Source organism: Kineococcus sp. R86509 (assembly GCF_042466365.1).
Taxonomy (GTDB): Bacteria; Actinomycetota; Actinomycetes; order Actinomycetales; family Kineococcaceae; genus Kineococcus.
Genome location: NZ_JAXHCE010000001.1, coordinates 3,021,636 through 3,045,545 on the forward strand (window position 1 = coordinate 3,021,636; position 23,910 = coordinate 3,045,545).

Sequence of the window (23,910 nt, forward strand, 5' to 3'; positions counted from 1 at the left end):
TCGTCCCGGGACTCAGTCCTCGGGAACCTCACCGAACGGGACCGTCACCGGCAGGTCCTCGACCACCGTGCGGTCGTGGGCGGCGTAGGTGAAGGTCTGTTCCTTGCCCTCACCCTCGGTGTCGACGGCGACGACGTGCCCGGCCCGGAACTCCCCGAAGAGGATCTTCTCGGACAGGACGTCCTCGATGTCGCGCTGGATGGTGCGGCGCAACGGACGAGCACCCAGGACCGGGTCGTAGCCCTTCGTCGCCAGCAGGACCTTCGCCGACGGCGTGAGCTCGAGACCCATGTCGCGGTCCTTCAGGCGGTCCTCGACGCCGGCCAGCATGAGGTCCACGATCTGGACGATCTGTTCCTGCGTCAGCTGCGGGAACACGACGATGTCGTCGACGCGGTTGAGGAACTCGGGGCGGAAGTGCTGCTTGAGCTCCTCGTTGACCTTCGACTTCATCCGGTCGTAGTTCGTCTGCGTCGTCTGCGACCCGGCGGCGAACCCCAGCCCGGAGGCCTTGGAGATGTCCCGCGTCCCCAGGTTCGTCGTCATGATGATCACGGTGTTCTTGAAGTCGACCATGCGGCCCTGGGAGTCGGTCAGGCGACCGTCCTCCAGGATCTGCAGCAGCGAGTTGAAGATGTCCGGGTGCGCCTTCTCGACCTCGTCGAAGAGGACCACCGAGAACGGCTTGCGCCGCACCTTCTCCGTCAGCTGACCGCCCTCCTCGTAGCCGACGTAACCGGGAGGGGAGCCGAAGAGGCGGGAGACGGTGTGCTTCTCGGAGAACTCCGACATGTCCAGCTGGATGAGGGCGTCCTCCTCACCGAAGAGGAACTCCGCCAACGCCTTCGCCAGCTCCGTCTTCCCGACCCCGGTCGGACCGGCGAAGATGAAGGAACCACCGGGACGCTTGGGGTCCTTCAACCCCGCACGGGTGCGTCGGATGGCCTGGGACAGCGCCTTGATGGCGTCGTCCTGGCCGATGACGCGCTGGTGGAGCTCCGCCTCCATGTTCAGCAGGCGGGTCGACTCCTCCTCCGTGAGCCGCACGACGGGGATGCCGGTCGCGGTGGCGAGGACCTCGGCGATCAGTTCCTCGTCGACCTCGGCGACGACGTCCATGTCACCGGCCTTCCACTGCTTCTCGCGCTCCTTGCGCTGCGCGATGACCGTCTTCTCCCGGTCCCGCAGCGAGGCCGCCTTCTCGAAGTCCTGCGCGTCGATCGCGCTCTCCTTCTCGCGGCGGACGTCGGCGATGCGCTCGTCGAACTCACGCAGGTCCGGCGGTGCGGTCATGCGGCGGATCCGCAACCGGGCGCCGGCCTCGTCGATCAGGTCGATCGCCTTGTCGGGCAGGTAGCGGTCGTTGACGTAACGGTCGGAGAGGGTGGCCGCGGCGACGAGCGCCGCGTCGGTGATGGTCACCCGGTGGTGGGCCTCGTAGCGGTCACGCAGCCCCTTGAGGATCTCGATGGCGTGGGCCAGCGTGGGCTCCGGGACCTGGATCGGCTGGAAGCGACGTTCCAGGGCCGGGTCCTTCTCGATGTACTTCTTGAACTCGTCCATCGTGGTGGCACCGACGGTCTGGAGCTCACCACGAGCCAGCATCGGCTTGAGGATGGAGGCGGCGTCGATCGCGCCCTCGGCGGCACCGGCTCCGACGAGGGTGTGGATCTCGTCGATGAACAGGATGATGTCGCCGCGGGTCCCGATCTCCTTGAGCACCTTCTTGAGGCGCTCCTCGAAGTCACCGCGGTAGCGCGAGCCGGCGACGAGCGCCCCGAGGTCGAGGGTGTAGATCTGCTTGTCGCGCAGGGTCTCGGGGACCTGTCCGCGGGCGATCTCCTGGGCGAGCCCTTCGACGACGGCGGTCTTGCCGACCCCGGCCTCGCCGATGAGCATCGGGTTGTTCTTGGTCCGTCGGGACAGGACCTGCATGACGCGTTCCGTCTGCTGGTCGCGACCGATGACCGGGTCGAGCTTGCCCTCACGGGCGGCCTGGGTCAGGTTGCGCCCGAACTGGTCGAGCACGAGCGAGCCCGCGGGGACCCCTTCGCGCTGCTGATCGCCGCCGCCGGCACTCATGGGCTCCTTGCCCTCGGAGCCCGACAGCAGCTGGATGACCTGCTGGCGGACCCGGTTGAGGTCAGCGCCGAGCTTCACAAGCACCTGGGCGGCGACGCCCTCACCCTCGCGGATGAGGCCGAGCAGGATGTGCTCGGTCCCGATGTAGTTGTGGCCCAGCTGCAGCGCTTCGCGCAGCGACAGCTCCAGGACCTTCTTGGCGCGGGGGGTGAAGGGGATGTGACCGGACGGGGCCTGCTGGCCCTGACCGATGATCTCCTGCACCTGGGCCCGGACGGCGTCCTGCGACACCCCGAGCGACTCGAGGGCCTTGGCGGCGACGCCTTCGCCTTCGTGGATCAGGCCGAGCAGCACGTGCTCGGTCCCGATGTAGTTGTGGTTGAGCATCCGCGCTTCTTCTTGGGCCAGGACGACGACCCGGCGGGCGCGGTCGGTGAACCTCTCGAACACGACGATCTCCTCGGCTCACCGTCCCCTGCCTTCAGCCCGAGGACACAGTCCCGAGCATGCGTGCCGTTGGCGGGGGTGGCAAGCCCGAGAGGGCCCCGTTCGCTGAGGGCGTCGTCACGTCGGGGTCGCCGGTCGGGTCGGAGTCGCACCTCGACCCGTCCGCCACCGGCGTGACGCTGCGCCACAAGGGTGCCTACTGCCTCCTGGCGCGCCCGGTCGAGTCGCTCCGGTTCCTGCAGGTGCAGGTGCAGGTGCAGGCTCAGCACCGCGACGACGGTGACGACCGCGATCGCCACCTCGCTGCGTGACCTCGCCCACAGGCTGCGGACGATGACGGCGGTCACGGGCGGTCAGGTGCAGCCGACCCAGCGCCAGCGTGAGCACGGTTTCGGCGAGCATCCCCCTGCACGACGGCGGTCGAGACGGCCCTCGACCAGCAGCCGAGCCGGGCTCAGCGCGATCTGGATCAGACCGGCGAGCAGGACCACGGCGCCGGCGCCCGCAGTCCCCGCCGACGGTCCTGCTGACGAGGCCGAAGCTCGACGGGCACCCCGGAGGCGACGCCGCCGCACAGCGGCAGCGCGACGAGGAACACCACGAGGGAGGCGTGGACGCCGGCCCCGGCGTGCGGCCGCCAGGCCACGAAGACCCTCACCGCGGGACGAAGGCGTCGGCGACGGGGTCGTGGAACAGGACCTGCCCGCGGGTGAGGTCCAGGAACCGAGGGGGCACACCGCGGTGCTGCTCGAGGGTGTCGTCGTCCGGCACGGGCAGCGGCGCGAGTCAGCCCTCCACCTCGGGACGGGAAGGTCGTGGACATCGCGGATGCCGAGGACCTGGACGGTGCACCCGATGCTCGCCTGCGCCGCCCCGGACCCCCGGGACGGTCACGGGTGACGATCGCGCCGGCGTCGCTCAGTGCGACGACGTGCCCGGGACGGCGTCGAGCAGGGCTCCCGGGGTGACTCGGGGCCCGGAACAGGTGGCGAGCTGCGGATCGAGGTGTGCCGAGTCACCGCCTCCGCTACGGGAGCTGCGGACGGACCTGGGTCACCGCCAGTGCGGAACTGCTGGAGAACGAGACACGGTCGGCGCGGTAGTGCGCGAACGTGAACTCCTGCGGAACCCCGTCCGCGTCGACGAGCAGCTGCTCGCGGACCAGGACGGGCGAACCTTCCGGGATGCCCAGCAGTCGGCTCGTCTTCGGTTCGCTCGCACCCGCCTCGATGACGGAGTCGATGCGGCCCAGCGGACTGCCGAAGACCGAGGCGAACGCCCACTGCAGGTCGGGGCACTCCGCCCAACTCTCGGGTTGGCTGTACGCGAGTCTGTAGTAGGCCACGCGAACCCCGATCGGGCCGTCCGGGGTGGAGAACAGGTGCTCGACGACACCCAACTCTTCGTCCGTCGTCTGCAGCTTGCCGCGCAGCAACGGGGTGGAGGGGACGGAACGCTGGTCGAGGCGTTCGACGCCGACCCGTTCCCCGCCGGACTCCAGGATGTCGTCCAGCGGGAACTGCGCGACCCCACGGGTCACCGTCGTGCCGTTGCGGCGCTCACGGGAGACCAGGCCCTCCTGGGCCAGCATCTGCAGCGCCTCGCGCACCGCGGTGCGCGAGGCGGCCAACGCCGAGACGAGGTAGTCCTCGACGAACTGCGCGTCCCGCCCGGCGAGACCGGAGCGGACCTCGGAGCGGAGCAGGTCCTTGACGCGGCGGGCGGAGGTCTGGCGCAGACCGGCCGTCCCGCCGGCCGAGCGCGGGTGCTGACTGCGGATGAACTCGGGCACGGTGGCCTCCTCCTCGGTCTCGTCGACGCGGCCGTCGCACGATCCGCGGACATCATGCTCCTCCGCTGTCCCGGGCCGCGATGTCGACAGCCCGCGGGTTCCGTTCCCCCTGTCGCGCAACACGAACGACATGCGGACGTTTCCTCGTGGAAACACGACTCTGGCGTCATGGGGCGGTGCGGACGGCCGGTCTGCACGTGTCCCGAGCTCGTGGTGGAAGGCGGCAACCGCAGTGGCGACGACCTCACCCCGGCCCCGGATCGTGGCCTGGAACGTGACCAGCGACGCGGCCGTCGCCGGTGCCGGCCCGCTGGACGCGGCGCGCGAACTCGACCGCTGCGGCGTGGACCTGCTGATCCTCGACCAGGTTCCCGGCACTGCACGCCTGGATCCGGTTCCCGTGCTCACCGCGATCGCCCGCGTCACCGACCGCCTCGGTCTCGTCGCCGGACTCCCCGTCGCCGACCAGCCGCCGTACCTGCTGGCCCGGGCACTGGGAACCCTCGACCTGGTCTCCGACGGACGGGCCGGCTGGCTGGTGGACACCTCCCGACCGGGTCTGGACCTCCGTGACGACACCCCCCGGTGGCAGTGCGCCGCCACCGCGCCCGAGGAGGAGTGGGCGGCAGCGGTGACCGAGCACGTCGACACGGCGTGCGCGTTGTGGAACTCCTGGGAACCGGACGCGGTCGTGATCGACCGCCGCACCGGCGTGTTCGTCGACCACACCAAGGTCCACACCGTCGGAGCGCGGGGACGGTTCTTCTCCTCCCGGGGGCCGTTGAACAACCCGGCGCCGCCGCAGGGTCGTCCGCTCCTCCTGGGGTCGGCGACCGCCGCCACCGCGCCCCCCGCCGCCGTCGACGTCGTGCTCGCGCGGGCCCCCGACATCCTGGCGGCGACGGAACTCGTGACCCGGCTGCGCGCGGAACGCCCGGCTCCGGTGCTCGTGGCGGTGACCGCCGCGCTCACGGGAACCCCACCCGCGGAGGGTGGTGCGTCGGTGCGCCTCGACGGCAGTGCCGCCGAGGTCGCGCGGGGGATCTCCCGTCTGGTCGAGGCGACCGGTGCTGACGGGATCGTCCTGCAGGGCAGGCTCGACCTGCGCACGGTGGTGGGAACCGCGAGCGCCCTCTCGGCCGAGTGGGGCGAGGTCGTCGGCCCACCCGGTCACCTGCGGCGACGACTGCCGGCCGTCGTGGGCGGTCCGCGGTGAACGGGCGGATGACCCTCGGGTGGTTCGTGAACTTCATGCCGCCTGCGTGGAACACCCCCTGGGCGGGTCCGGACGTGGCCCGCTGGGCCGACGGCGAGTTCTACGTCGAGATGGCCCGGGCGCTGGAACGGGCCCGCCTCGACTTCATCATGCTCGAGGACTCCTCGGTCGTCCCGGAGAACCACGGGGGGAGCGCCCGCACGGAGTTCATGGTGACGACGAAGGCCCCCAAGAACGATCCGCTCCCGTTGGCGGGGGCGATCGCCGCAGCGACGAGCGACCTCGGCATCGTCACGACGATGTCCACCAGCCTGTACCCGCCGGCGCACCTGGCCCGCCTGCAGGCGACGCTCGACGTCCTGTCCCAGGGCCGGGCGGGCTGGAACGTGGTCACGTCGTTCGAGGAACAGGCGGCGCAGAACGTCGGCCTGGAGTCCCTCTGGGAGCACGACGAACGCTACGACCGTGCTGCGGAGTTCATGGACCTCGTCCGGCAGCTGTGGCGTGCGGCCGGCAGCGGTGCACCCGTCGAGCACGCCGGACGCTACTTCTCCGCCTCCGGCCGGTTCGACGCACCCGCCCCGCCGCAGGGTTCACCGGTGTTGTGCCAGGCCGGTGGCTCGCCCCGGGGACTGGACTTCGCCGCCGACAACGCAGAGGTCGTGGTCGCCGTGCCGCACGGCCTCGAGGCCATGACGGCCTACCGGCGGGCCGTGCGTGAGCGCATGGAACGGTTCGGTCGTGACCCCGACTCCTGCCGGATCCTCTTCATGGTCACCCCCGTCGTCGGTGAGACCGACGCCGAAGCCAGGGAGCGGCGCGCGCGGATGTGGGCACCCACCGACCGGAACCTGCTGCGCAAGGTGGTCTTCGCCTCGAACACCGCCGAGATCGACTTCGCCGCCTTCGACCTCGACTCGCCCGTCCCGCCCGACGCCACGACGAACGGCGCACAGAGCCTCCTCGACCAGTTGAAGGAGAAGACCCGTGGTTCCTCACTGCGCCAGGCGTTCTCCGAGGACGGCCTGGCGGAGTCGTTGCCCCTCGTCGGGACCCCCGAGTCCGTCGTGGACCAGATGGAGGAGGCCATGGACGTCGTCGGCGGGGACGGGTTCCTGTTCTTCCACGGCGGTGGCGGGCTGCTGAGCCGGCGTTACCTCACCGACGTCCTGGACGGGATCGTGCCCGAGCTCCAGCGGCGTGGACTGGCCCAGACCGAGTACGCCCCCGGGACGTTGCGGGAGAAGCTCGCGGCATCCGTCCCCGGCTGACGACCCCGCGGTGATCGAGCGACGGGGCTCGACCACCGCGGGAGGCGGGTCAGAATGAGCGCAGGTTCTCCCGGAACGTCGGGTGCGAGAACTCCGTGCGCAGCAGACCTCTGCGCTGCAGCGCCGGGCACAGCCCGTCGGTCATCTCGGCCACGTACTCACGGCTGATGGGCTGGCCGTAGACCAGGAACCCGTCACCCCCGACCTCCTGCATCGCCTCGTCGAGCTGGGCCGCGACGGTGTCGGGGCTGCCGACGAGCTCGAGGGACTGGACCCGCATCCGGGACATGCCCTCGCGGATCGTCTTCCCGCCGAGCTGCTTGCGCCAGTTCTCCAGCTGCGACTGGTGCCCGTTGGTCGAGAGGTCCTCCGGGATGGGGGCGTCGAGGTCGAACTTCGAGAAGTCGATCTCCATGGTCGCCGCGAAGTGGGCGAGCTGGACCTCGAAGTTGTGCTGCTCGCGGGCGTACCACGCCTCGTTCTTGGCGCGGGCCTCCTCGTCGGTCGCGGCGATGATCGGGTAGATGACGAAGAACGTCTTGACCTCGTCCGGGTCGCGCCCGAAGCTTGCGGCCCGGCGGCGGATGTCGTCGCGGTAGGCCTTCATGCCGTCGATGCCGTTCGGGATGTTCAGCAGCATGTCGGCGTTCTTCGCCGCGAAGTCACGACCGCGAGGTGATCCACCGGCCTGGCAGATCACCGGTCTGCCCTGCGGTGAGCGGGGCGTGTTCAGCGGACCCCGCGACCGGTAGAACTTGCCGACGTGGTCGACGGTGTGGACCTTGCGGAAGTCGGCGTAGTAGCCCGTCTCGCGGTCGGCGAGGACGGCGTCGGCGTCCCAGGAGTTCCACAGGGCATCGGTCACCTCCATGAACTCCTCCGCCATCTCGTAGCGGAGGTCGTGCTCGGGGAGCGCGTCGAGACCGTAGTTCTGCGCGGCACGGTCCTCGGAGGAGGTGACGACGTTCCAGCCCACCCGGCCACGGGTGACGTGGTCGAGGGTGGAGAACTGCCGGGCCAGGTGGAACGGGTGGTAGAAGGTGGTCGAAGCGGTCGCGACGATGCCGATGTGCTCCGTCGCGTAGGCCAGCATGGACACGATCGGCACCGGGTCGAGCTTCGGTGCGTAGCGCGCGTGCTTGAGCTCCAGCTCCGCGGTCCCGGCGTAGACGTCGGGGACCATGAGGGAGTCCTCGAGCATCATGAAGTCGAAACCGGCACGCTCCATGTTGCGGACCATGTCGACGTAGAACCGACCGTCGGTCCACTGCCGTGCGTCGTTGCCGGGGAAGGCGTTCTTCCACTCCGGACTGGCGATGTTGCCGAACCAGCCGAGACGGAAGGGGTCGGCGGAACTCACGCGACACCCCACAGCTTCGTGAAGGCCGACTGGTAGTCGGCGTAGTTCGGGGAGACGTCCGCATCGCTACCGCTGCCGACGTTCTCCTGGTCGACCAGGCGGGTCGGGATGGTCAGTCCGCTGGGTTTCGCACCCAGCATGGCGCGGAAGACGTCGTCGGCCGCCGCCCAGCCGATCCAGCCCGGCGGTGGGGTGGCCACGGTGAGCTGCTGGTCGCCCTCGGCGACCATCTGCAGGCTGGCGGCGATGCCGTCCCGGGCGATGATCTTCGCCGTCGTCCCCGAGGAAGCGACGACCGGCTGCGCGTAGGGGACGCCGGAGTCCCACACGATGAAGACGTAGTTCACGTCGGGGTCCTTCTGCAGCGCGGTCTGCAGCTTGCTGGTGAGGTCGGTGGAGATGTTGGCGGCGTCGACGTCGAGGACGGTGGTCTTGCAGTCCTCCGGGCAGAGCTCCGCCACGGCCTTCTCGGCCCCGTCGGAGAGGTAGTTCCAGACCGGCACCGTGCTGGACTTGACGATGATCATGTCGGTGGCGCAGCCGGAGTCGTTCAGGGCCCACTCGGCGGCGGTCTTGCCGTCGGCCGTGAAGTCGGCGGTGAAGTTCGCGAACATCCCGTCGGGCACGGGGTCCGTCGGGTTGGAGTTGAGCGTGTTGAGCACGGGGATGCCGGCCGCCTTCGCGGCGCTCAGCTCCGCCGAGATCAGGGAGGGTTCGATGCCCACGAGGACGATCCCGCCGGCGTTCTGGGCGATCGCCTGGTTCATGCCCTCGGTGAAGCGGTTCGCGGAGCCCTGACCGTCGTAGAGGACGGTGGTCAGACCGGCGGCGTCGGCCGCCGCCTTCACCCCGACCGCCATGTCCGAGGAGAACTGGTTCATGCTCACGGTGATGAACCAGAGGCTCTTGCCCTCGAGGGCTCCGACGTCGATGGAGTCCGTGGGGACGACCAGGTCGAGCGCCTGACGCTTCGCGTCGACGTCGGTCTTGGCCTGGGCTGCGCACTCGGCCGCGGCGCCGGTGGCCGGGGCCACCGATTCCCGGGAACCGGAGGAGGCGCCCGTTGCGGACGCGCAGGCGCTCAGGGCGATGACCGAGGTCGCCGCCAGAGCGAGGGCCGCGCGGAGGCGGGAGGCGAGGGGGGACATGAGGTCTCCTGGACTGGGAGGAGCGGGATGACGACAGGACACCGCGTTCGTGTGTCGTGTCCGCGTCGTCGGTGTGTCGCGGTTGTTTCGCGGCACCTCGACACCGGGCCGGGCCGCTGAACTGCGGTGACGGCCCGGCGCGGGGTGAAACTGCTTCAAGCGGCTGCGGGTGTTTCGCACGCGTGCAGCAGGGTGGCCTCGTTCAGGTCACCCGAGGCGCGGGTGACCTCGGCGACCAGGCGCCCGTGGTGGAGGACCAGGACGCGGTGGCAGATGGCGGCGAGTTGTTCGTGGTCACCTGAGAAGACGACGACTGCGGAACCCGCCTCGGCGGTCTGGACGACGTCCTCGAGCAGGTCGTGGGCGGCCCCGGGGTCGACGCCCTGGGTGGGTTCGTCGAGGAGCAGCACACCGGGTCTCGTCTGCAGCCATTTGGCGAAGACGACCTTCTGCTGGTTCCCGCCGGAGAAGGCGGCCATCGGCAGGGTCGGATCGTCGGGACGGGTTCCGACCTCGACCATCCGGGCCCGGGCGTGCGTGAACTCCGCGGCCGAGTCGATGCCCCAGGGGCGGCTGAACCGGGTGAGGATCGGCAGCGTGAGGTTCTCCGCCGCGGAACCCGCGATCCAGCACCCGTCGCGCAACCGGTTGCCGGGTACGAGGGCGACGCCTGCGTCGATCGCTTCTCGCGGGGACCTGGACCTCAGGCGCATCCCGTCGACGCTCGTGTATCCCGCCTTCGGGGCGCTGACCCCGGCGATCAGGCCAGGGAGCTCCTCCTGACCCATGCCGGCGAGACCGGTGATCCCCACGACCTCCCCGGCGTGCACGGTGAACGTGACGTCGCGGACCACGTTCCCGCTCACTCCGTCGACGACGAGCCGGGCCTTCGCCGAGGCGACCCCGCTGCGCAGGGGTTCGGCGGGGGGATCCGGGAAGAAGTCCTCCATCCGCCGGCCGAGCATCGCGGCGACGATGTCCTCGCGGGTGGTCTGCGCGATCGGGGAACTCGTCACGGCCTTCCCGCCGCGCATGACGGTCATGGAGTCGCACACCGTCATGACCTCGGCGAGGCGGTGGGAGATGAAGACGACCCCGGCGCCGAGCTCGGCCATCCGGCGCATGAGGGCCAGCAACTTCTCGGCCTCGCCGCCGGAGAGTGCCGCCGTCGGTTCGTCGAGGATGAACAACTGCCCGTCGCCCTCGTGGGCCTCGAGCAGCCGCATGGCCCGGACGACGGCGAGCAGCGACCGTTCCGCCGGCGCGAGGTCGGCGACCAGCACGTCGAAGGGGAGGGCCATCCCGAGTCGCTCCATGAGGTCGGCGTAGACCCGCTTCTCGCGGCGGGTGCTGACCGGTCCGAGCAGCCGCGTCCCGTACCCGGCGTTGACGCCCAGGTTCTCCAGGACGGTCATCTGGTCGACGAGTCCGATGTCCTGGTGGATCACGGCGATGCCGTGGGTGTGCGGGGCCGTCACCGGGTAGGTGAGTTCCCGGCCGAACACCGCGGCGGTCCCGGTGTCGGGGGAGTGGACGCCGGTGAGGGCCTTGACGAGGGTGGACTTCCCGCAACCGTTCTGCCCGAGCAGGGCGTGGACCTCGCCGGCGGCGACGTGCAGGTCGAGACCGTCCAGCGCGCGGGCACCGCCGTAGGCCTTGACCATGCCCCGGACCTCCAGGGCCGCGGTCACGCCAGGCCTGCCCGGGTCTTGCGTCCGGCCAGTTTCGCAGCGGTGACCGCGATCATCAGGGCGAGACCGTAGAAGACGTTCGTGACCCAGGTCTGCGCCCCGAGGAGCTGCAGACCGGTGATGCCGATGGTCAGCAGGTACAGCGCCACGACGGTGCCGACGGCGTTGAACCGCCCGACGGCGAGGGCGGTGGCGCCGAGGTAGACGGCGGCGAACGGCTGCAGCATGTACTGGCCCCCGACCGAGGGGTCGACGGCGCCGAAGTACCCGGCGAAGACGATCCCCACGAAGGACGCCAGGACGCCGGAGACGAGGTAGGCGCCGAAGCGGATCGCGCTGACCCGCAGACCGGCGAGGCGGGCTGCGTCGCGGTTGCCCCCGATGAACAGGGTGTACCGACCGAGCGGTGTGCGCTGGTAGACGAACCAGAGCACGGCGACGAGGACCCAGGCGTAGATCGTGACCAGCGGGAGCCCGGCGACGGTGGAGCGTGAGAAGTTCACGAAGAAGTCCGGCACGCCGGCGACGATCCTCGACCCGGTGACCAGGTAGCAGAAACCCGCCATGGCGGTGAACGACCCGAGGGTCGTGACGAACGAGTCGACCCCGATCACGACCACCAGCAGGGCGTTGAGCGCTCCCACCGCCAGCCCCAGGAGGAGGGCCAGGGCGATCGCCAGGACGGGCGAGACGCCGTGGCCCGACAGCACGGCGACCACGGCTGCGGAGCCGACCATGGTCTGCGAGATCGAGAGGTCGAAGTCACCGGTGCGCAGGACGATGGTGGCCACCAGGGCCAGCAGCAGGATGACGGACTGCCCGTTCACCATGGTCGTGACCAGTCGCATCGAGCGGAACGACGGGATCAGGGCCAGGCAGACCAGCAGCAGCAGCACCCCGATGCCGAGGAGGGCGTAGCGCTGGGCGGTGCCCCGGCCGCTCCGCGGGGTGGTGTCCTTCGAGGCGACCGGTTGCGTGTCCCCACCGGTCGCCCCCTCGGTCTTCTGCGTCGAGATGGACATCGAGGCCTTCCTCCGGAACTCGTGGTTGGTGCGGGACACGCTGCCTGCGCGGTGTTTCGGTGAGCGGTCGCCGGTGTGTCGTGCGTGTTGCGCGGCTCTCGCTCAGACCGTCACCGCTGCCCGCGCGAACGTCGTCGTCCGGGGGAGGACCTCGGTACCGAGCAGTTCCACGTCGCTGGTGTAGTCCGGTACCGACAGGACGGTACTGGTGACGTCGCACTCGAGTTCGAGGGCGTCCAGCGTGGCGGCGACGCGGTCGTAGGAGCCGACGAGGTTCGGCTGGTAGAGACCGGGGCCGATCACGACGGGTGCCTGCGCCGGGTGGTCGAAACGGATCTCCGGGAGGCCCAGCGCCTGGTCCCTGAGGTTGCCGTTCGCCGCGGTGCCGGTGGTGTCGGTCCCGGCGGCGGCCTGCAACCCGGCGAGGGTCTCCAGGTCGGCGGCCTCCATGTACCCGAGGGCGATCGCCCGGGCCTCCTCGTCGGTCGGCGCGGTGATCACCCCGAACAGCGCGCAACTCTCGACGTCGCGTCCGAGGGGGCGGGCGACAGCCACCAGTCCGCGTCGGGCCGCGGCCAGCGTCGGCAGGTCGCCGAGGATGAAGTTGACGTCGGCCTGGCGCGCTGCCGAGGCGAGGGAGCGCGGACTCTGCCCCGGGACGATGACGGTGACCCCGTGTGCGGGAACAGGGTCGAGGAGGCAGTCCTCGAGGTCGAAGAACTCGCCGTGGTGGGTCAGGCGGCCGGTGTTCCACAGCCCGCGCAGGACGTCGACGTACTCCTCGACGTAGCGGTAGCGTTGGCCGTGGTAGTCCGGAGAGGGCCACAACCCCATCTGGTCGTACTCGGCCCGGTTCCAGCCCCCGACGACGTTGAGCCCGAACCGGCCGCCGCTCGCCTCGTCGAGCACGGACGCCGCCTTGGCCGCCATCGCCGGGTGCATCGACGGGGCCCCGACCGAGGCCCAGAGCCGGATGGTCGACGTCGCCTCGACCAGCGGGCCCATCATCGCCAACGACTCCAGCGACTGGTCCCAGAACCCCATCCCGCCGCCGTACCCGCGGTGCTTGACCATCGAGAGCGCGAACGACATGCCGACGGCCTCCGCCGTCAGGGTCGCCTGCCGGTTCAGCGCGTAGCTCGGCGCGTACTGCGGGGACGCGGTGGAGTAGAGGTAGCCGTTGTTGGTGGTGGGGAGGAACAGGCCGATGCGCACGGGAACTCCTCGGGGATGGACGTTCCGACCACTGTGCGCGGCCGGTGTTTCCCCGGTCTGTCCGTCGTGTGACGCGGTTGTTGCGCGACTGCCCGGCGTCAGGAGGTGGTCGAGGGGCCGGCGGTGGCGGCCAGGTCGTCCGGGTCCGGGTAGGCCCACTGCAGGAACCCGACGGGTACGTCCACCCGGGCGGCGAGGGCTTCGTGGGTGAGGGCGTCCTCCGCGAGCAGCTCGGCCGCGGCGACGCCGATCTCGACGTCGCGGCGGCTGGCCCGTTCGGCGCGCCGACGGGCCGGTTCGGCCCCACGGGCGGCGCGTCGCACCGGCGCGCGACGGCCCCCGTGCCGGTTCGGCGTGGGGACCTCCCCCGTCAGGACGGGTTCCCGGGCGTCGTGAGCAGGCGGCTGAGGCCTTCCCGCACGGCCCAGGTCCGGGTGTCGGCGACGTCGCGCTGCATCTGCCCGACGAGTTCGGCCGACCCGGAGAACTTCCGCTGCGGACGGAGCCGGACGTGCAGTCGGACGACGACCGTGCGGTCGTAGAGGTCGCCGGCGAAGTCGAGCAGGTTCGCCTCGAGCAGCCGGTCGCCGTCCTTGCCGTAGTACGTGGGACGGTGCCCCACCGAGACCGCGGCGACGTGCACCGGGCCGTCGTGCTCGATCTGCACGGTGCCGGCCCAGACGCCGTCGCGCAGGCCGTGGTCGGGGACACCGATGTTCGCGGTGGGGAAGCCGAGCAGCCGCCCCCGCTCGTCGCCGTGCTCGACGACGCCCTCGACGTGCAGGACGACGTCGCGCTGCTGCTGGACGACGGTGCGGATGCTCACCGCGTTCGTGGTGGTGCTGGTCATGTCTTCCCTCTCGTGCTGCCGGTCTCGTGTCGTCCGTGACCCTGGTGCAGGGCTGCTGCTGCCCCAGGACCAGTAGACGCAGCCGCACGTTTCGTCCCGGGGACGGTTCCGTTACCCGTCCATTGCGCCTGTTCGGGAACCACGCACGGGCCCCTGACCTGGGACGACGTGGGCACGGCGTCGACCAACGCCGGATCGCCGCCGCGCCGGACGCGCAACGGGGCCACCGGGTGCCTCGGCCCACCGCTGACCTGCGGTGATCCGGGAGGACGGGGGGCGACGGGTCGCGCAACACGGTGGACACGCGGTCGCCGCCGAGGCGTAACACGGGCCGCGTTGCCTGGGTCCTGCACCGGGAAGTGCCCGGTCCACGCACAGCGGGAGGCCCCTCGTGTTCCACCTCGGATGGTTCCTCGGCAGTGGCTTCGGCATCCAGCCCTGGAACCCCGCCGTCGACGGTCCGTGGACGGGCACCAACGTCCGGGACTGGATGAAACCCGACCTCTACGTCGACCTCACCGACTCCCTGGAGCGGGCCGGTTTCACCTACGTCCTCATCGAGGACACCGCGATGGTGGAGGACAGCTTCCACGGCGACGCCGAGGTCTCGCTGCGGCGCGGGTTCATGGCGCCCAAGAACGACCCGATGCCCCTCGTCCCGTTGATGGCCCAGCGCACGAAGCACGTCGGCATCGTCCCGACCGTCTCCACGATCCAGTACCACCCCTACCTCGCGGCCCGGCTGTACACGACGCTGGACCACCTCACCCAGGGCCGCGTGGGGATGAACGTCGTGACCAGCGTGACCGACCGGGTCGCGCAGAACTACGGCATGGAGAGGCACCTCGACCACGACGAGCGCTACCTCATGGCGCAGGAGTGGATCGAGTGCGTCAAGGCCCTGCAGGACACCTGGGAGGACGGGGCGGTCCTCGCCGACCCCGGACGCGGGATCTACGCCGACCACGAACGGGTGCACACAGCCGACTTCCAGGGCCGGTGGTTCTCCTCCCGCGGCCCGCTGAACACGATCCCCGGTCCGCAGGGGCGGATCCCGATCGCCTCCGCCGGCGGCTCGGTGCCGGGTCGGGAACTCGCGGCCACCCACGGCGACACCCAGATGGCGATGTGCAAGTCCGTCGAGGACATGAAGGCCTACCGCGAGGACGTGCACGCACGGTTGTCCGCCCACGGCCGCAAACCCTCCGACGTGAAGCTCCTGTTCCTCGCGACCCCCGTCGTCGCCGCGAGCGACGAGGAGGCGCAGGCCAAGGCCGAGGCGGCCCGCCTGGCGAAGTACTCCGACGCGGCCGTGGAGTACAACCTCTGGAACATGTCCTACACCTCCGGCGGACGCATCGACTTCGGCGGGATCCCGCTGGACACCCCCGTCGACGCGATCGACACCTCGAAGGGCAACGGGGAGCGTTCCTCGCTGGCCAACCTGTTCCAGGGCCAGGAGGGGAAGACGTTGCGGGACATGGCTGCGGAGTCGTTCCAGATCACCGACCTCGGCCTCGTCGGGTCGCCCGACACCGTGGCCGGGAAGATGGGCGAAATCATGGAGGAGGTCGGCGGCGACGGCTTCCTGCTCTACACCCCGCCCACCCGGCTGCAGATCGCAGAGATCACCGACGGCCTCGCACCGGCGCTGCGCCGACGGGGTCTCATCCGTGACGGGTACACGTACTCGACGCTGAAGGAGAACCTGCAGGAGTTCTGAACCACGTCTCAGGACCGTCGAGTCCCCGCGGACCTCCCGTCGAGGGTGACCGCGTGCTCCCGGTCCCGGACTCCGCAGCGTCCTGCGGTGCCGGACCGGACGCCGTCCAGCTCGTCGCCGCCGCCGGTACGCGCGTCGGCACGACCTGCCGGCCGTCCCCCTCTCGACCTGTGTGCGCAGGTGATGGGTCGCCCTCCTCCCACCACCGAGGGTGGTGTCCGATCCCCGCTAGACCGGAGGGGGTCCGGCGCGGTTCCATCGACGCGTGGACATCGCACCGGGGAGGGCCCGGGACACCGCGGCGCCCGGCGTCGAGGGTGACCTCGCGTTCGCCGAGCGCTACCGCGCCATCGGCGCCCGCGACGTCCGCTTCGACGGGCAGTTCTTCACGGCCGTCTCCACGACCGGGATCTACTGCCGACCGTCGTGCCCCGCCCGCACCCCGAGACCCGAGAACGTCACCTTCCACCTGACCTCGGCCTCCGCCCACGCGGCCGGGTTCCGGGCGTGCAAGCGGTGCCTGCCCGAGGCGACCCCGGGAACCCCCGAGTGGAACCTGCGCCGCGACCTCGCGGCCCGCGCGATGCGGCTCATCGGCGACGGGGTCGTCGACCGCGAGGGTGTCGACGGGCTCGCGACGCGTCTGGGGTACACCTCCCGGCACGTCCAGCGGATGCTCGTCGCGGAACTCGGCGCCGGCCCGCAGGCGCTGGCCCGGGCACGACGGGCCCAGACGGCGAGGTCGCTGCTGGTGGGCAGCGACCTGCGGATCGCCGACGTCGCCTTCGCCAGCGGGTTCGGTTCGGTGCGGCAGTTCAACGACACCGTCCGTGAGGTGTTCGCCGTCGCGCCCGGGGAGTTGCGCGCCCGCCGTCCCGCCTCGACCGGCGCGGCGGCCGGGCAGGCGGTCCGGCTCGACCTCGCGCTGCCCGTCCGGCACCCCTTCGACGCGCCGGGGGTGTTCGGCTTCCTGGCCGTGCGGGCCGTCGAGGGGGTGGAGACCGCCGACGTCTCCGACGGGGACCGGTTGCGCTACGCGCGGACCCTGTCGTTGCCGGCCGGTCCGGGGGCGGTGCAGGTCACGGCGTCGCGGACCGCTCCGGGGTCCTGGCAGGTGCGCGCCGAACTCGAACTCGGTTCGCTCGCCGACGTCGCGACCGCCGTCGCGCGGGTCCGCCGCCTCCTCGACCTCGACGCCGACCCGGTCGCCGTGGACGCGGCGCTGGCGGCTGATCCCGTCCTCGCCCGCGCGGTCGCCTCGACGCCGGGGATCCGGGTGCCCGGGGCGGTGGACGCGCACGAACTCCTCGTCCGCAGCGTCGTGGGGCAGCAGATCTCGGTGGCCGCCGCCCGCACCCACCTCGGTCGGCTCGCGCGGGCCCTCGGAACCCCGCACCCGTCGAGGTTCCCTGGGCTGGACCTCCTGTTCCCGACCCCGGAGCAGATCGCGGCGGGGGTCGTCGAGACAGGGGCCGACCGTGCGTTGCGCCTGCCCGCCCGGTCGGTCCGCACGGTGGTCTCGGCGGCGCGCGACCTCGCCGCGGGGGACCTCGTCGTGGACGTCGGGGTCGACCCGGACGTCCTGCGCGAGAACCTCTCGGCCCGCGTCGGCATCGGACCGTGGACGGCTGCCCACGTCGCGATGCGGGTGCTCGGTGACCCTGACAGCTGGTTGACCGGCGACGTCGCCCTCGCCGCGGGGGCCCGCTCGCTGGGACTCCTCGACCCCGGTCTCCCCAGCGCCACCGCCCACCGACGGCTGCGCGAGCACGCGGCCCGCTGGGCGCCCTGGCGTTCCTACGCCGCCATGCACCTCTGGACCACCGACCGCTGGACCACCGATGGAAGGCCGCCACGATGACCACCGCAGAAACCCTGACGACGCCCGACGGACCCTTCTCGGTGGTCGTCGCCGACGACGCCGTCCTCGCCGCCGGCTGGACGGACTCGATCGACGAGCTGGTGGCCCTCGTGCACCCGCAGCTGCGCACGACGACGGGTTCCCCCGCGGTGCTGCGGGCCGCGCAGGAAGCGGTCCGGGCCTACTACGACGGCGACCTGGACGCACCGGCCGCGGTCCCCGTCCGGCAGCGGTCGGGGGAGTTCCGCGAGCACGCCTGGAAGGTCTTGCGCGACGTCGAACCGGGGGAGCGGATCTCCTACACCGAGTTCGCGGAACGCTCGGGTCGGCCCGCGGCCGTGCGGGCGGTCGCCGGGGCGTGCGCCAGGAACGCCGCGGCCCTGTTCGTCCCGTGCCACCGGGTGCTGCGTTCCGGCGGCGCCCTCGGGGGTTTCCGCTACGGAACCCCGCTGAAGACCGCGCTGCTCGACCGCGAGGCCCTCACGCGCCGGTGACCATCCAGGCGCCCCCACGTTCGCGGCGGACGAGGGTCAGCAACCGGGCCAGCGTGTAGACACCGGCGAACCCGACCCACAACCAGACGAGCCCGGCCCGTCCGGTCGGCACCAGCCACAGCACGGCCAGCGCCGCGGGGACGTAGCAGGCGAGGGTGACGACCCCGGCGCGGGCGAGGTAACGACCGTCACCGGCGCCGATGAGCACCCCGTCCAGGACGAACACCCAGCCCGCCGCGGGCAGGCAGACCCCGAGGACCACCAGCGCTGCGCTCAGGTAGCCGCGGACCTCGGGTTCCGGGGCGAAGAACCCGGCGACGGGGGAACGCGTGACGATCAGCAGGGCCCCCAGCAGCACGCCCACGCCGACGCCCCACTGCGTCATCCGGCGGATCGTCGCCCGGACCCCGTCGACGTCCGCGGCCCCCAGCGCGCGGCCGACGAGGGCCTGCGCGGCGATCGCCAGGGCGTCGAGGGCCAGGGCCGTCGTCGTCCAGACGGTGTTCGCGACCTGGTGCGCGGCGATCCCGGCGTCACCCTGGGCCGCGGCGACGAACGTCGTCAGCAGCGCCGCGACGCGCAACGTGACGGTGCGGACGAGCAGCGGGATCCCGTCGACGGCGTTGCGCAGCACCCCCAGCGGGTGCGGACGCACCCGCGCCCCGGTCCGCAGGACCCCGCGCGCGACGACCGCGGCCAGGACGATCGCCATCAGCACCTGCGTCGTCGCCGTCCCGATCGCCGACCCCGCGATGCCCCAGCCGGCGCCGTTCACCAGCAGCAGGTTCAGCGCCACGTTGAGGAGCGCTCCGGCGCTCGCGACGACCAGCGGGGTGCGGGTGTCCTGCAGGCCGCGCAGGACCCCGGTGGCGGCCAGGACCACGAGCATCCCGGGCAGCCCCAGCAGGCTCCAGTGCAGGTAGGTCAGCGCGGAGGGACGCGCCGCCGCGGAGACGCCGAGGAGGTCGACGAGCGGACCGGAGAGGAGGCGGGTGACGACGGCCGTGACGACGCCGAGCCCGAGGGCGAGCCACATCCCGTCGACCCCCTGGCTCAGCGCGCCCTTCGCGTCCCCGGCGCCGAGGCGGCGGGCGACGCTCGCGGTGGTGCCGTAGGCGAGGAAGACGAAGACGCTGACGGCGGTCCCGAGCACCGCGCCGGCGATGCCCAGCCCGGCCAGCGGGAAGGTGCCGAGACGACCGACGATGGCGGAGTCGGCGAGCAGGAACAGGGGCTCCGCGACGAGGGCACCCAGGGCGGGGACGGCCAACCGGAGGATCTCGGCATCACGCTGCGTCACCTTGAGCCGCCTTGACAGAGCGTTACCGAACTGCAACGTGACCGACTTCCCTTCACCCGAACGGTTCTTTTCGTCTCCACACGCAGTGGACGGCATCGTCGCAGGTCAGCGGGGCGTCCCGGAAGTTGTCCACCGCTTTGGCCGAGTTTGTCCACAGGGTTGTCCACCCCCTGTGCACAACGGTCCCCACGTCATCCACAGGCTGTCCACCGCCCTGTGCACAGGGCCGTTTGACCAGCCGGGGGACGGTCGGTCACTGTGCCAGGGAGTGGGTCGGAGGGCGTGTCGGAGGCGTGCCGTAGGACTACGGCGAGCGATTCGTCGCGGGGACGTATCCGGGGATCCCGGGGACTTGGAGCTGGCTTCTGTGACCACGTACGACGAGCCCCCCGCGGACTTCGACTTCCCCGACGAGGGGTCGTCCGGAGGTCGCCGCAACGGTGGCCGGGGTGGCCGCAAGGGCGGCGACCGCGACGGCGGACGCGGCGGGGAGTCCTTCGACCGGATGCCGCCCCAGGACATCGCCGCCGAACAGGGCGTGCTCGGCGGGATGATGCTGTCCAAGGACGCCATCGCCGACGTCGTCGAGGTCATCAAGAGCCAGGACTTCTACCGTCCCGCGCACGAGCTCATCTACGAGGCGATCCTCGACCTCTACTCGCGCGGCGAACCCGCCGACCCGGTGACGGTGTCGGCCGAGCTGACCAACAAGGGCGAGCTCACCCGCGTCGGCGGCACCCCCTACCTGCACGACCTCATCTCGACCGTCCCCACCGCCGCCAACGCCGCGTTCTACGCGCGGATCGTCGGCGAGCGCGCCGTCCTGCGCCGCCTCGTCGAGGCCGGCACCCGGATCGTCCAGATGGGCTACGGCTCCGAGGGCATGGACGTCGAGTCCGTCGTGAACTCCGCGCAGGCCGAGATGTACGCCGTCACCGAGAAGCGCACCAAGGAGGACTACGCCGTCCTCGGTGACGTCATCGAGGGCACCATCGACGAGATCGAGGCCAGCTCCCACCGCGGCGAGGGCATGGTCGGCGTCCCCACCGGCTTCGCCGACCTCGACAGCCTGACCAACGGCCTGCACCCCGGTCAGATGATCGTCATCGCGGCTCGACCGGCGGTCGGGAAGGCCCTGGCCCTCGACACTCCCCTGCCCACGCCCACGGGTTGGACGACGATGGGGTCGGTCGCGGTCGGCGACGACCTGATCGGCGCCGACGGTCGGCCCACGCGCGTGGTCGCCGCGACCGAGGTGTTGGAGGGGCGCCCCTGCTACGAGGTGCACTTCTCCGACGGCAGCGTGATCGTCGCGGACGCGCAGCACCAGTGGTCCGTGCACCGGAGCGTCGGTCCGGCGATCCGCACGACCGAAGAACTGCGTGCCGACCTGCAGTCGGACGTGGTGCAGATCGCACCGGTCCGGGGCGACGTCGAGTTCCACAAGGTCTCCGAGGTCCGACCCGTCGCCTCGGTCCCCGTCCGTTGCGTCGAAGTGTCGAACGACGACCACCTCTACCTCGCCGGCCGCTCGATGATCCCGACGCACAACTCCACCCTCGGACTGGACATCGCGCGGGCGGCGTCGATCAAGCACGGTCTCGCCTCGGTCATCTTCTCCCTCGAGATGGGGCGCAACGAGATCGCGATGCGCCTGCTCTCCGCGGAGGCGCGGGTCCCCCTGCAGAAGATGCGCAAGGGGAACATGGACGACGCGGACTGGACGCGGTTCGCGCGGACGATGGGCGCCATCAACGAGGCGCCGCTCTACATCGACGACTCTCCGAACATGTCGCTCATGGAGATCCGCTCCAAGTGCCGCCGGTTGAAGCAGCGCGCGGACCTGAAGCTCGTCATCGTCGACTACCTCCAGCTGATGACGTCCGGCAAGAAGGTCGAGAGCCGCCAGCAGGAGGTCTCGGAGTTCTCCCGTGCGTTGAAGCTGTTGGCCAAGGAGATCGAGGTCCCGGTCATCGCGCTCTCGCAGCTGAACCGTGGGCCCGAGCAGCGCACGGACAAGCGGCCGATGGTCTCCGACCTCCGCGAATCCGGTTGCCTGACCGCGGAGACGCGCGTGCTGCGTGCGGACACGGGTGCGGAGACCACGATGGAGGAGCTCTTCGCCCTGCAGGCTCGCGACGTGCCCGTCTGGTCGCTCGACGAGTCACTGCGCTACGTCCGTCGGCACCTGACCCACGTCTTCCCGACCGGGGTCAAGCCGGTGTTCAAGCTGAGGATGGCGTCGGGCAAGGAGGTTCGCGCGACGGCGAACCACCCCTTCCTCACCTACGACGGGTGGAAACCGCTCGGCGAGCTCTCCGTCGCCGATCGTCTCGGTGTGCCGCGTCACGTTCCCGCCCCCGAGCGGGTCGCGAGCTGGACCGACGAGCAGGTCCTGCTCCTGGGGCACCTCATCGGTGACGGGTCGTTCGTGCGCAGGCAGCCCCTGCGCTACGCGAGCGTGGACGAGGAGAACCTCTCGGCGGTGGCCGGGGCCGCCGCCGCGGCGTTCTCGATCGTGGCGATCCGTGACGATTACGCGGCGGCTCGTTGCGTCACCCTGCGGCTGCCGGCGCCGTACCGGCTGACGCACGGCCGCAGGAACCCCTTGGCCGAATGGCTCGACGAGCTGGGTCTCTTCGGCAAGCGGAGCTACGAGAAGTTCGTGCCGCAGCAGGTGTTCCACCTCCCGAAGCAGCAGATCTCGCTCTTCCTGCGGCACCTGTGGGCGACCGACGGCAGCGTCACCCTGAACCAGTCCGGGCGCAGCGGGCGCATCTACTACGCGTCCACCAGCCTGCAGCTGATCCGCGACGTCTCACGCCTGCTCCTCCGGTTCGGCATCTCGACCCGGGTGCGCGTCACGACGCCGAAGGCGAACTACCGCCCCGGGTACACCCTGGACGTCTCGGGCGTCGACGACCAGCGCCGCTTCCTGCAGGAGATCGGGGTCCACGGTGCCAGGGGCCTCTTGGCCGACCAGTTGCTGGAGGTCATCCGGGACGTGTCCGCGAACACCAACGTCGACACCGTGCCCCGCCAGGTGTGGGACGACGTGCGCCGGACGCTGACCGAGAAGAACATCACCCACCGCGAGTTCGCCACCGCGATGGGAACGTCGTTCGGGGGCAGCTCCCTCTGGAAGCACGCGCCGTCGCGGGAGCGTCTCGGTCGCGTCGCCCAGGTCCTCGACAGCGCTGAGCTGGAGGTGCTCGCCGTCAACGACCTGTTGTGGGACGAGATCGTCTCGATCGAGGCCGACGGCGAGGAACAGGTCTACGACGCAACGGTCGCAGGCGGACACAACTTCATCGCCAACGGCATCGCGGTCCACAACTCGATCGAGCAGGACGCGGACATGGTCATCCTGCTGCACCGCGAAGACATGTACGAGAAGGAGTCCCCACGGGCAGGGGAGGCCGACTTCATCGTCGCCAAGCACCGCAACGGCCCGACGGACACCATCACCGTCGCCTTCCAGGGGCACTACTCGCGCTTCGTGGACATGGCCACCTGATCGATTGGAGCGTTTCGCGTCCTCCGGAGCCGGATCAGGCGCGAAACGCTCCAGTCGAGGAGGGGCGGTCAGCGCGCCGCACCGGCCGGTGCGCGGCTCCAGACCACGACGCGCGACCCGTCGTCCTCGTCCGAGGTGTCGGCGAACACCTCGGCCGAGAAACCCGCGGGGGTGAGTTCCACCGCGGGCGGGACCTGGTCCTCGTCGAGTTCGCTCAACGAGATCCCGCGCTCGGACAGGATCCCGTCGAGACCGGCGAGCACGCGCCGCAGCACGTCGAGGCCGTCGGTGCCCCCGTCCAGGGCGGAACGCAGTTCGCCCTCCCGCATCTCCGGCGGGAGGTGGGCGATCTCGGAGCTGGGGACGTAGGGGACGTTGGCGAGCAGGACGTCCACCCGCAGGCCCTCGGGAGCTCCGCCGAAGAGGTCGCCGGGGAAGACGTCGGCACCCGGCAGGTTCTCCCGGGCGCAGGCGACGGCCGCGGGGTCGACGTCGGTGGCGTGCAGTTCGACCCCCGGGACGCGGGCGCGCAACGCGCCTCCGAGTGCTCCGGTCCCGCAGCCCACGTCGAGCACCACGTCACCGGGTCTGGTCCGGGCCACGGCGATCTCGACGAGGAACTCGCTGCGGTGGCGGGGGACGAAGACGCCGGGGGCGACGGTGAACCGCAGCCCGGCGAACTCCGCCCACCCCAGGACGTCCTCGAGCCGTTCGCCGGCGATCCGTCGCAGCACGAGCCGTTCGGGGTCCGCCGTCGCGAGGAGCAGCTCTGCCTCGCGCTCGGCGAACACGCATCCCGCGGCGCGCAGCCGGGCGACGACGTCCTCCAGCTCCACGGTCACCACCGGAGTCTGGCACCACCTGCAGGGGGTCGGGCGGGGCGCACGGAATCCCCGGGCCGCTCCGGAGGTTGGCTCCAAG

19 protein-coding genes are annotated in these 23,910 nt (G+C 71.1%); 7 read left to right on the top strand and 12 right to left on the bottom strand.

What is annotated here, in order from left to right:
- Positions 1-12: 12 nt before the first annotated feature.
- Positions 13-2,532, bottom strand: a complete 2,520-nt coding sequence (locus SJY07_RS14730; protein WP_328293493.1) for an ATP-dependent Clp protease ATP-binding subunit — start codon at positions 2,530-2,532, stop codon at positions 13-15.
- 56 nt (positions 2,533-2,588) lie between these two features.
- Here SJY07_RS14730 and SJY07_RS14735 point away from each other — a divergent pair, with 56 nt between their 5' ends.
- Positions 2,589-2,840 carry a hypothetical protein gene (locus tag SJY07_RS14735; RefSeq protein WP_380160105.1) on the top strand — a complete coding sequence of 84 codons (252 nt, stop codon included), beginning with the start codon at positions 2,589-2,591 and terminating at the stop codon, positions 2,838-2,840.
- A gap of 158 nt (positions 2,841-2,998) precedes the next feature.
- Here the strand turns inward: SJY07_RS14735 and SJY07_RS14740 are convergent, their stop codons facing one another.
- The gene (locus tag SJY07_RS14740) at positions 2,999-3,187 is read right to left on the bottom strand and encodes a hypothetical protein (protein WP_380160107.1); all 189 of its coding nucleotides are present in this window, start codon (positions 3,185-3,187) and stop codon (positions 2,999-3,001) included.
- A 369-nt stretch (positions 3,188-3,556) separates the two neighbouring features.
- Positions 3,557-4,321, bottom strand: coding sequence for a GntR family transcriptional regulator (locus tag SJY07_RS14745; RefSeq protein WP_380160109.1), 765 nt, complete (start codon positions 4,319-4,321; stop codon positions 3,557-3,559).
- A gap of 274 nt (positions 4,322-4,595) precedes the next feature.
- Between SJY07_RS14745 and SJY07_RS14750 the strand changes: the two genes are divergently transcribed.
- Both SJY07_RS14750 and SJY07_RS14755 read left to right on the top strand, forming a co-directional pair.
- On the top strand, positions 4,596-5,537 hold the full coding sequence (locus SJY07_RS14750) for an LLM class flavin-dependent oxidoreductase (RefSeq protein ID WP_380160111.1): 942 nt from the start codon (positions 4,596-4,598) through the stop codon (positions 5,535-5,537).
- Between the two features lie 8 nt (positions 5,538-5,545).
- Entirely contained in the window at positions 5,546-6,808 is a 1,263-nt protein-coding gene (locus SJY07_RS14755) for an LLM class flavin-dependent oxidoreductase (protein ID WP_380160113.1), read from the top strand.
- A gap of 49 nt (positions 6,809-6,857) precedes the next feature.
- On the opposite strand, the gene SJY07_RS14760 is transcribed toward SJY07_RS14755, so the two are convergent.
- The 7 genes from SJY07_RS14760 to SJY07_RS14790 all read right to left on the bottom strand — a co-directional run bounded on the left by SJY07_RS14760 (position 6,858) and on the right by SJY07_RS14790 (position 14,094).
- The gene (locus SJY07_RS14760; protein WP_380160115.1) at positions 6,858-8,168 is read right to left on the bottom strand and encodes an NtaA/DmoA family FMN-dependent monooxygenase; all 1,311 of its coding nucleotides are present in this window, start codon (positions 8,166-8,168) and stop codon (positions 6,858-6,860) included.
- The gene (locus tag SJY07_RS14765) at positions 8,165-9,316 is read right to left on the bottom strand and encodes a sugar ABC transporter substrate-binding protein (protein WP_380160117.1); all 1,152 of its coding nucleotides are present in this window, start codon (positions 9,314-9,316) and stop codon (positions 8,165-8,167) included. Before SJY07_RS14765 ends, SJY07_RS14760 begins: the two co-directional genes overlap by 4 nt.
- Before the next feature lie 155 nt (positions 9,317-9,471).
- Positions 9,472-11,007 carry a sugar ABC transporter ATP-binding protein gene (locus tag SJY07_RS14770; protein WP_380160119.1) on the bottom strand — a complete coding sequence of 512 codons (1,536 nt, stop codon included), beginning with the start codon at positions 11,005-11,007 and terminating at the stop codon, positions 9,472-9,474.
- The gene (locus tag SJY07_RS14775) at positions 11,004-12,029 is read right to left on the bottom strand and encodes an ABC transporter permease (protein WP_380160121.1); all 1,026 of its coding nucleotides are present in this window, start codon (positions 12,027-12,029) and stop codon (positions 11,004-11,006) included. Before SJY07_RS14775 ends, SJY07_RS14770 begins: the two co-directional genes overlap by 4 nt.
- 102 nt (positions 12,030-12,131) lie before the next feature.
- Positions 12,132-13,244: an LLM class flavin-dependent oxidoreductase gene (locus SJY07_RS14780; protein ID WP_380160123.1), complete on the bottom strand. Its 1,113-nt coding sequence runs from the start codon at positions 13,242-13,244 to the stop codon at positions 12,132-12,134.
- A 98-nt stretch (positions 13,245-13,342) separates the two neighbouring features.
- Positions 13,343-13,567, bottom strand: a complete 225-nt coding sequence (locus SJY07_RS14785; protein WP_380160125.1) for a hypothetical protein — start codon at positions 13,565-13,567, stop codon at positions 13,343-13,345.
- Between the two features lie 47 nt (positions 13,568-13,614).
- Positions 13,615-14,094 carry a riboflavin kinase gene (locus tag SJY07_RS14790; protein ID WP_380160127.1) on the bottom strand — a complete coding sequence of 160 codons (480 nt, stop codon included), beginning with the start codon at positions 14,092-14,094 and terminating at the stop codon, positions 13,615-13,617.
- A 391-nt stretch (positions 14,095-14,485) separates the two neighbouring features.
- Between SJY07_RS14790 and SJY07_RS14795 the strand changes: the two genes are divergently transcribed.
- From SJY07_RS14795 to SJY07_RS14805, 3 genes are all read left to right on the top strand, one after another.
- The gene (locus SJY07_RS14795) at positions 14,486-15,817 is read left to right on the top strand and encodes an NtaA/DmoA family FMN-dependent monooxygenase (RefSeq protein ID WP_380160129.1); all 1,332 of its coding nucleotides are present in this window, start codon (positions 14,486-14,488) and stop codon (positions 15,815-15,817) included.
- A 271-nt stretch (positions 15,818-16,088) separates the two neighbouring features.
- Positions 16,089-17,678, top strand: coding sequence for an AlkA N-terminal domain-containing protein (locus SJY07_RS14800; protein WP_380162335.1), 1,590 nt, complete (start codon positions 16,089-16,091; stop codon positions 17,676-17,678).
- A complete protein-coding gene (locus tag SJY07_RS14805; RefSeq protein ID WP_380160131.1) occupies positions 17,675-18,172 on the top strand; it encodes a methylated-DNA--[protein]-cysteine S-methyltransferase in 498 nt (165 codons plus the stop codon). The genes SJY07_RS14800 and SJY07_RS14805 overlap by 4 nt, the downstream gene beginning before the upstream one ends.
- Here the strand turns inward: SJY07_RS14805 and SJY07_RS14810 are convergent.
- The gene (locus SJY07_RS14810) at positions 18,159-19,472 is read right to left on the bottom strand and encodes an MATE family efflux transporter (RefSeq protein ID WP_380160133.1); all 1,314 of its coding nucleotides are present in this window, start codon (positions 19,470-19,472) and stop codon (positions 18,159-18,161) included. The two genes, SJY07_RS14805 and SJY07_RS14810, sit on opposite strands and share 14 nt — an antisense overlap.
- Positions 19,473-19,977: 505 nt before the next feature.
- On the opposite strand from SJY07_RS14810, the gene SJY07_RS14815 reads away from it, so the two are divergent.
- Positions 19,978-22,989, top strand: coding sequence for a replicative DNA helicase (locus tag SJY07_RS14815; protein ID WP_380162337.1), 3,012 nt, complete (start codon positions 19,978-19,980; stop codon positions 22,987-22,989).
- A 68-nt stretch (positions 22,990-23,057) separates the two neighbouring features.
- Here SJY07_RS14815 and SJY07_RS14820 read toward each other — a convergent pair whose 3' ends face one another.
- Positions 23,058-23,825 carry a putative protein N(5)-glutamine methyltransferase gene (locus SJY07_RS14820; RefSeq protein ID WP_380162339.1) on the bottom strand — a complete coding sequence of 256 codons (768 nt, stop codon included), beginning with the start codon at positions 23,823-23,825 and terminating at the stop codon, positions 23,058-23,060.
- Positions 23,826-23,910: the final 85 nt, after the last annotated feature.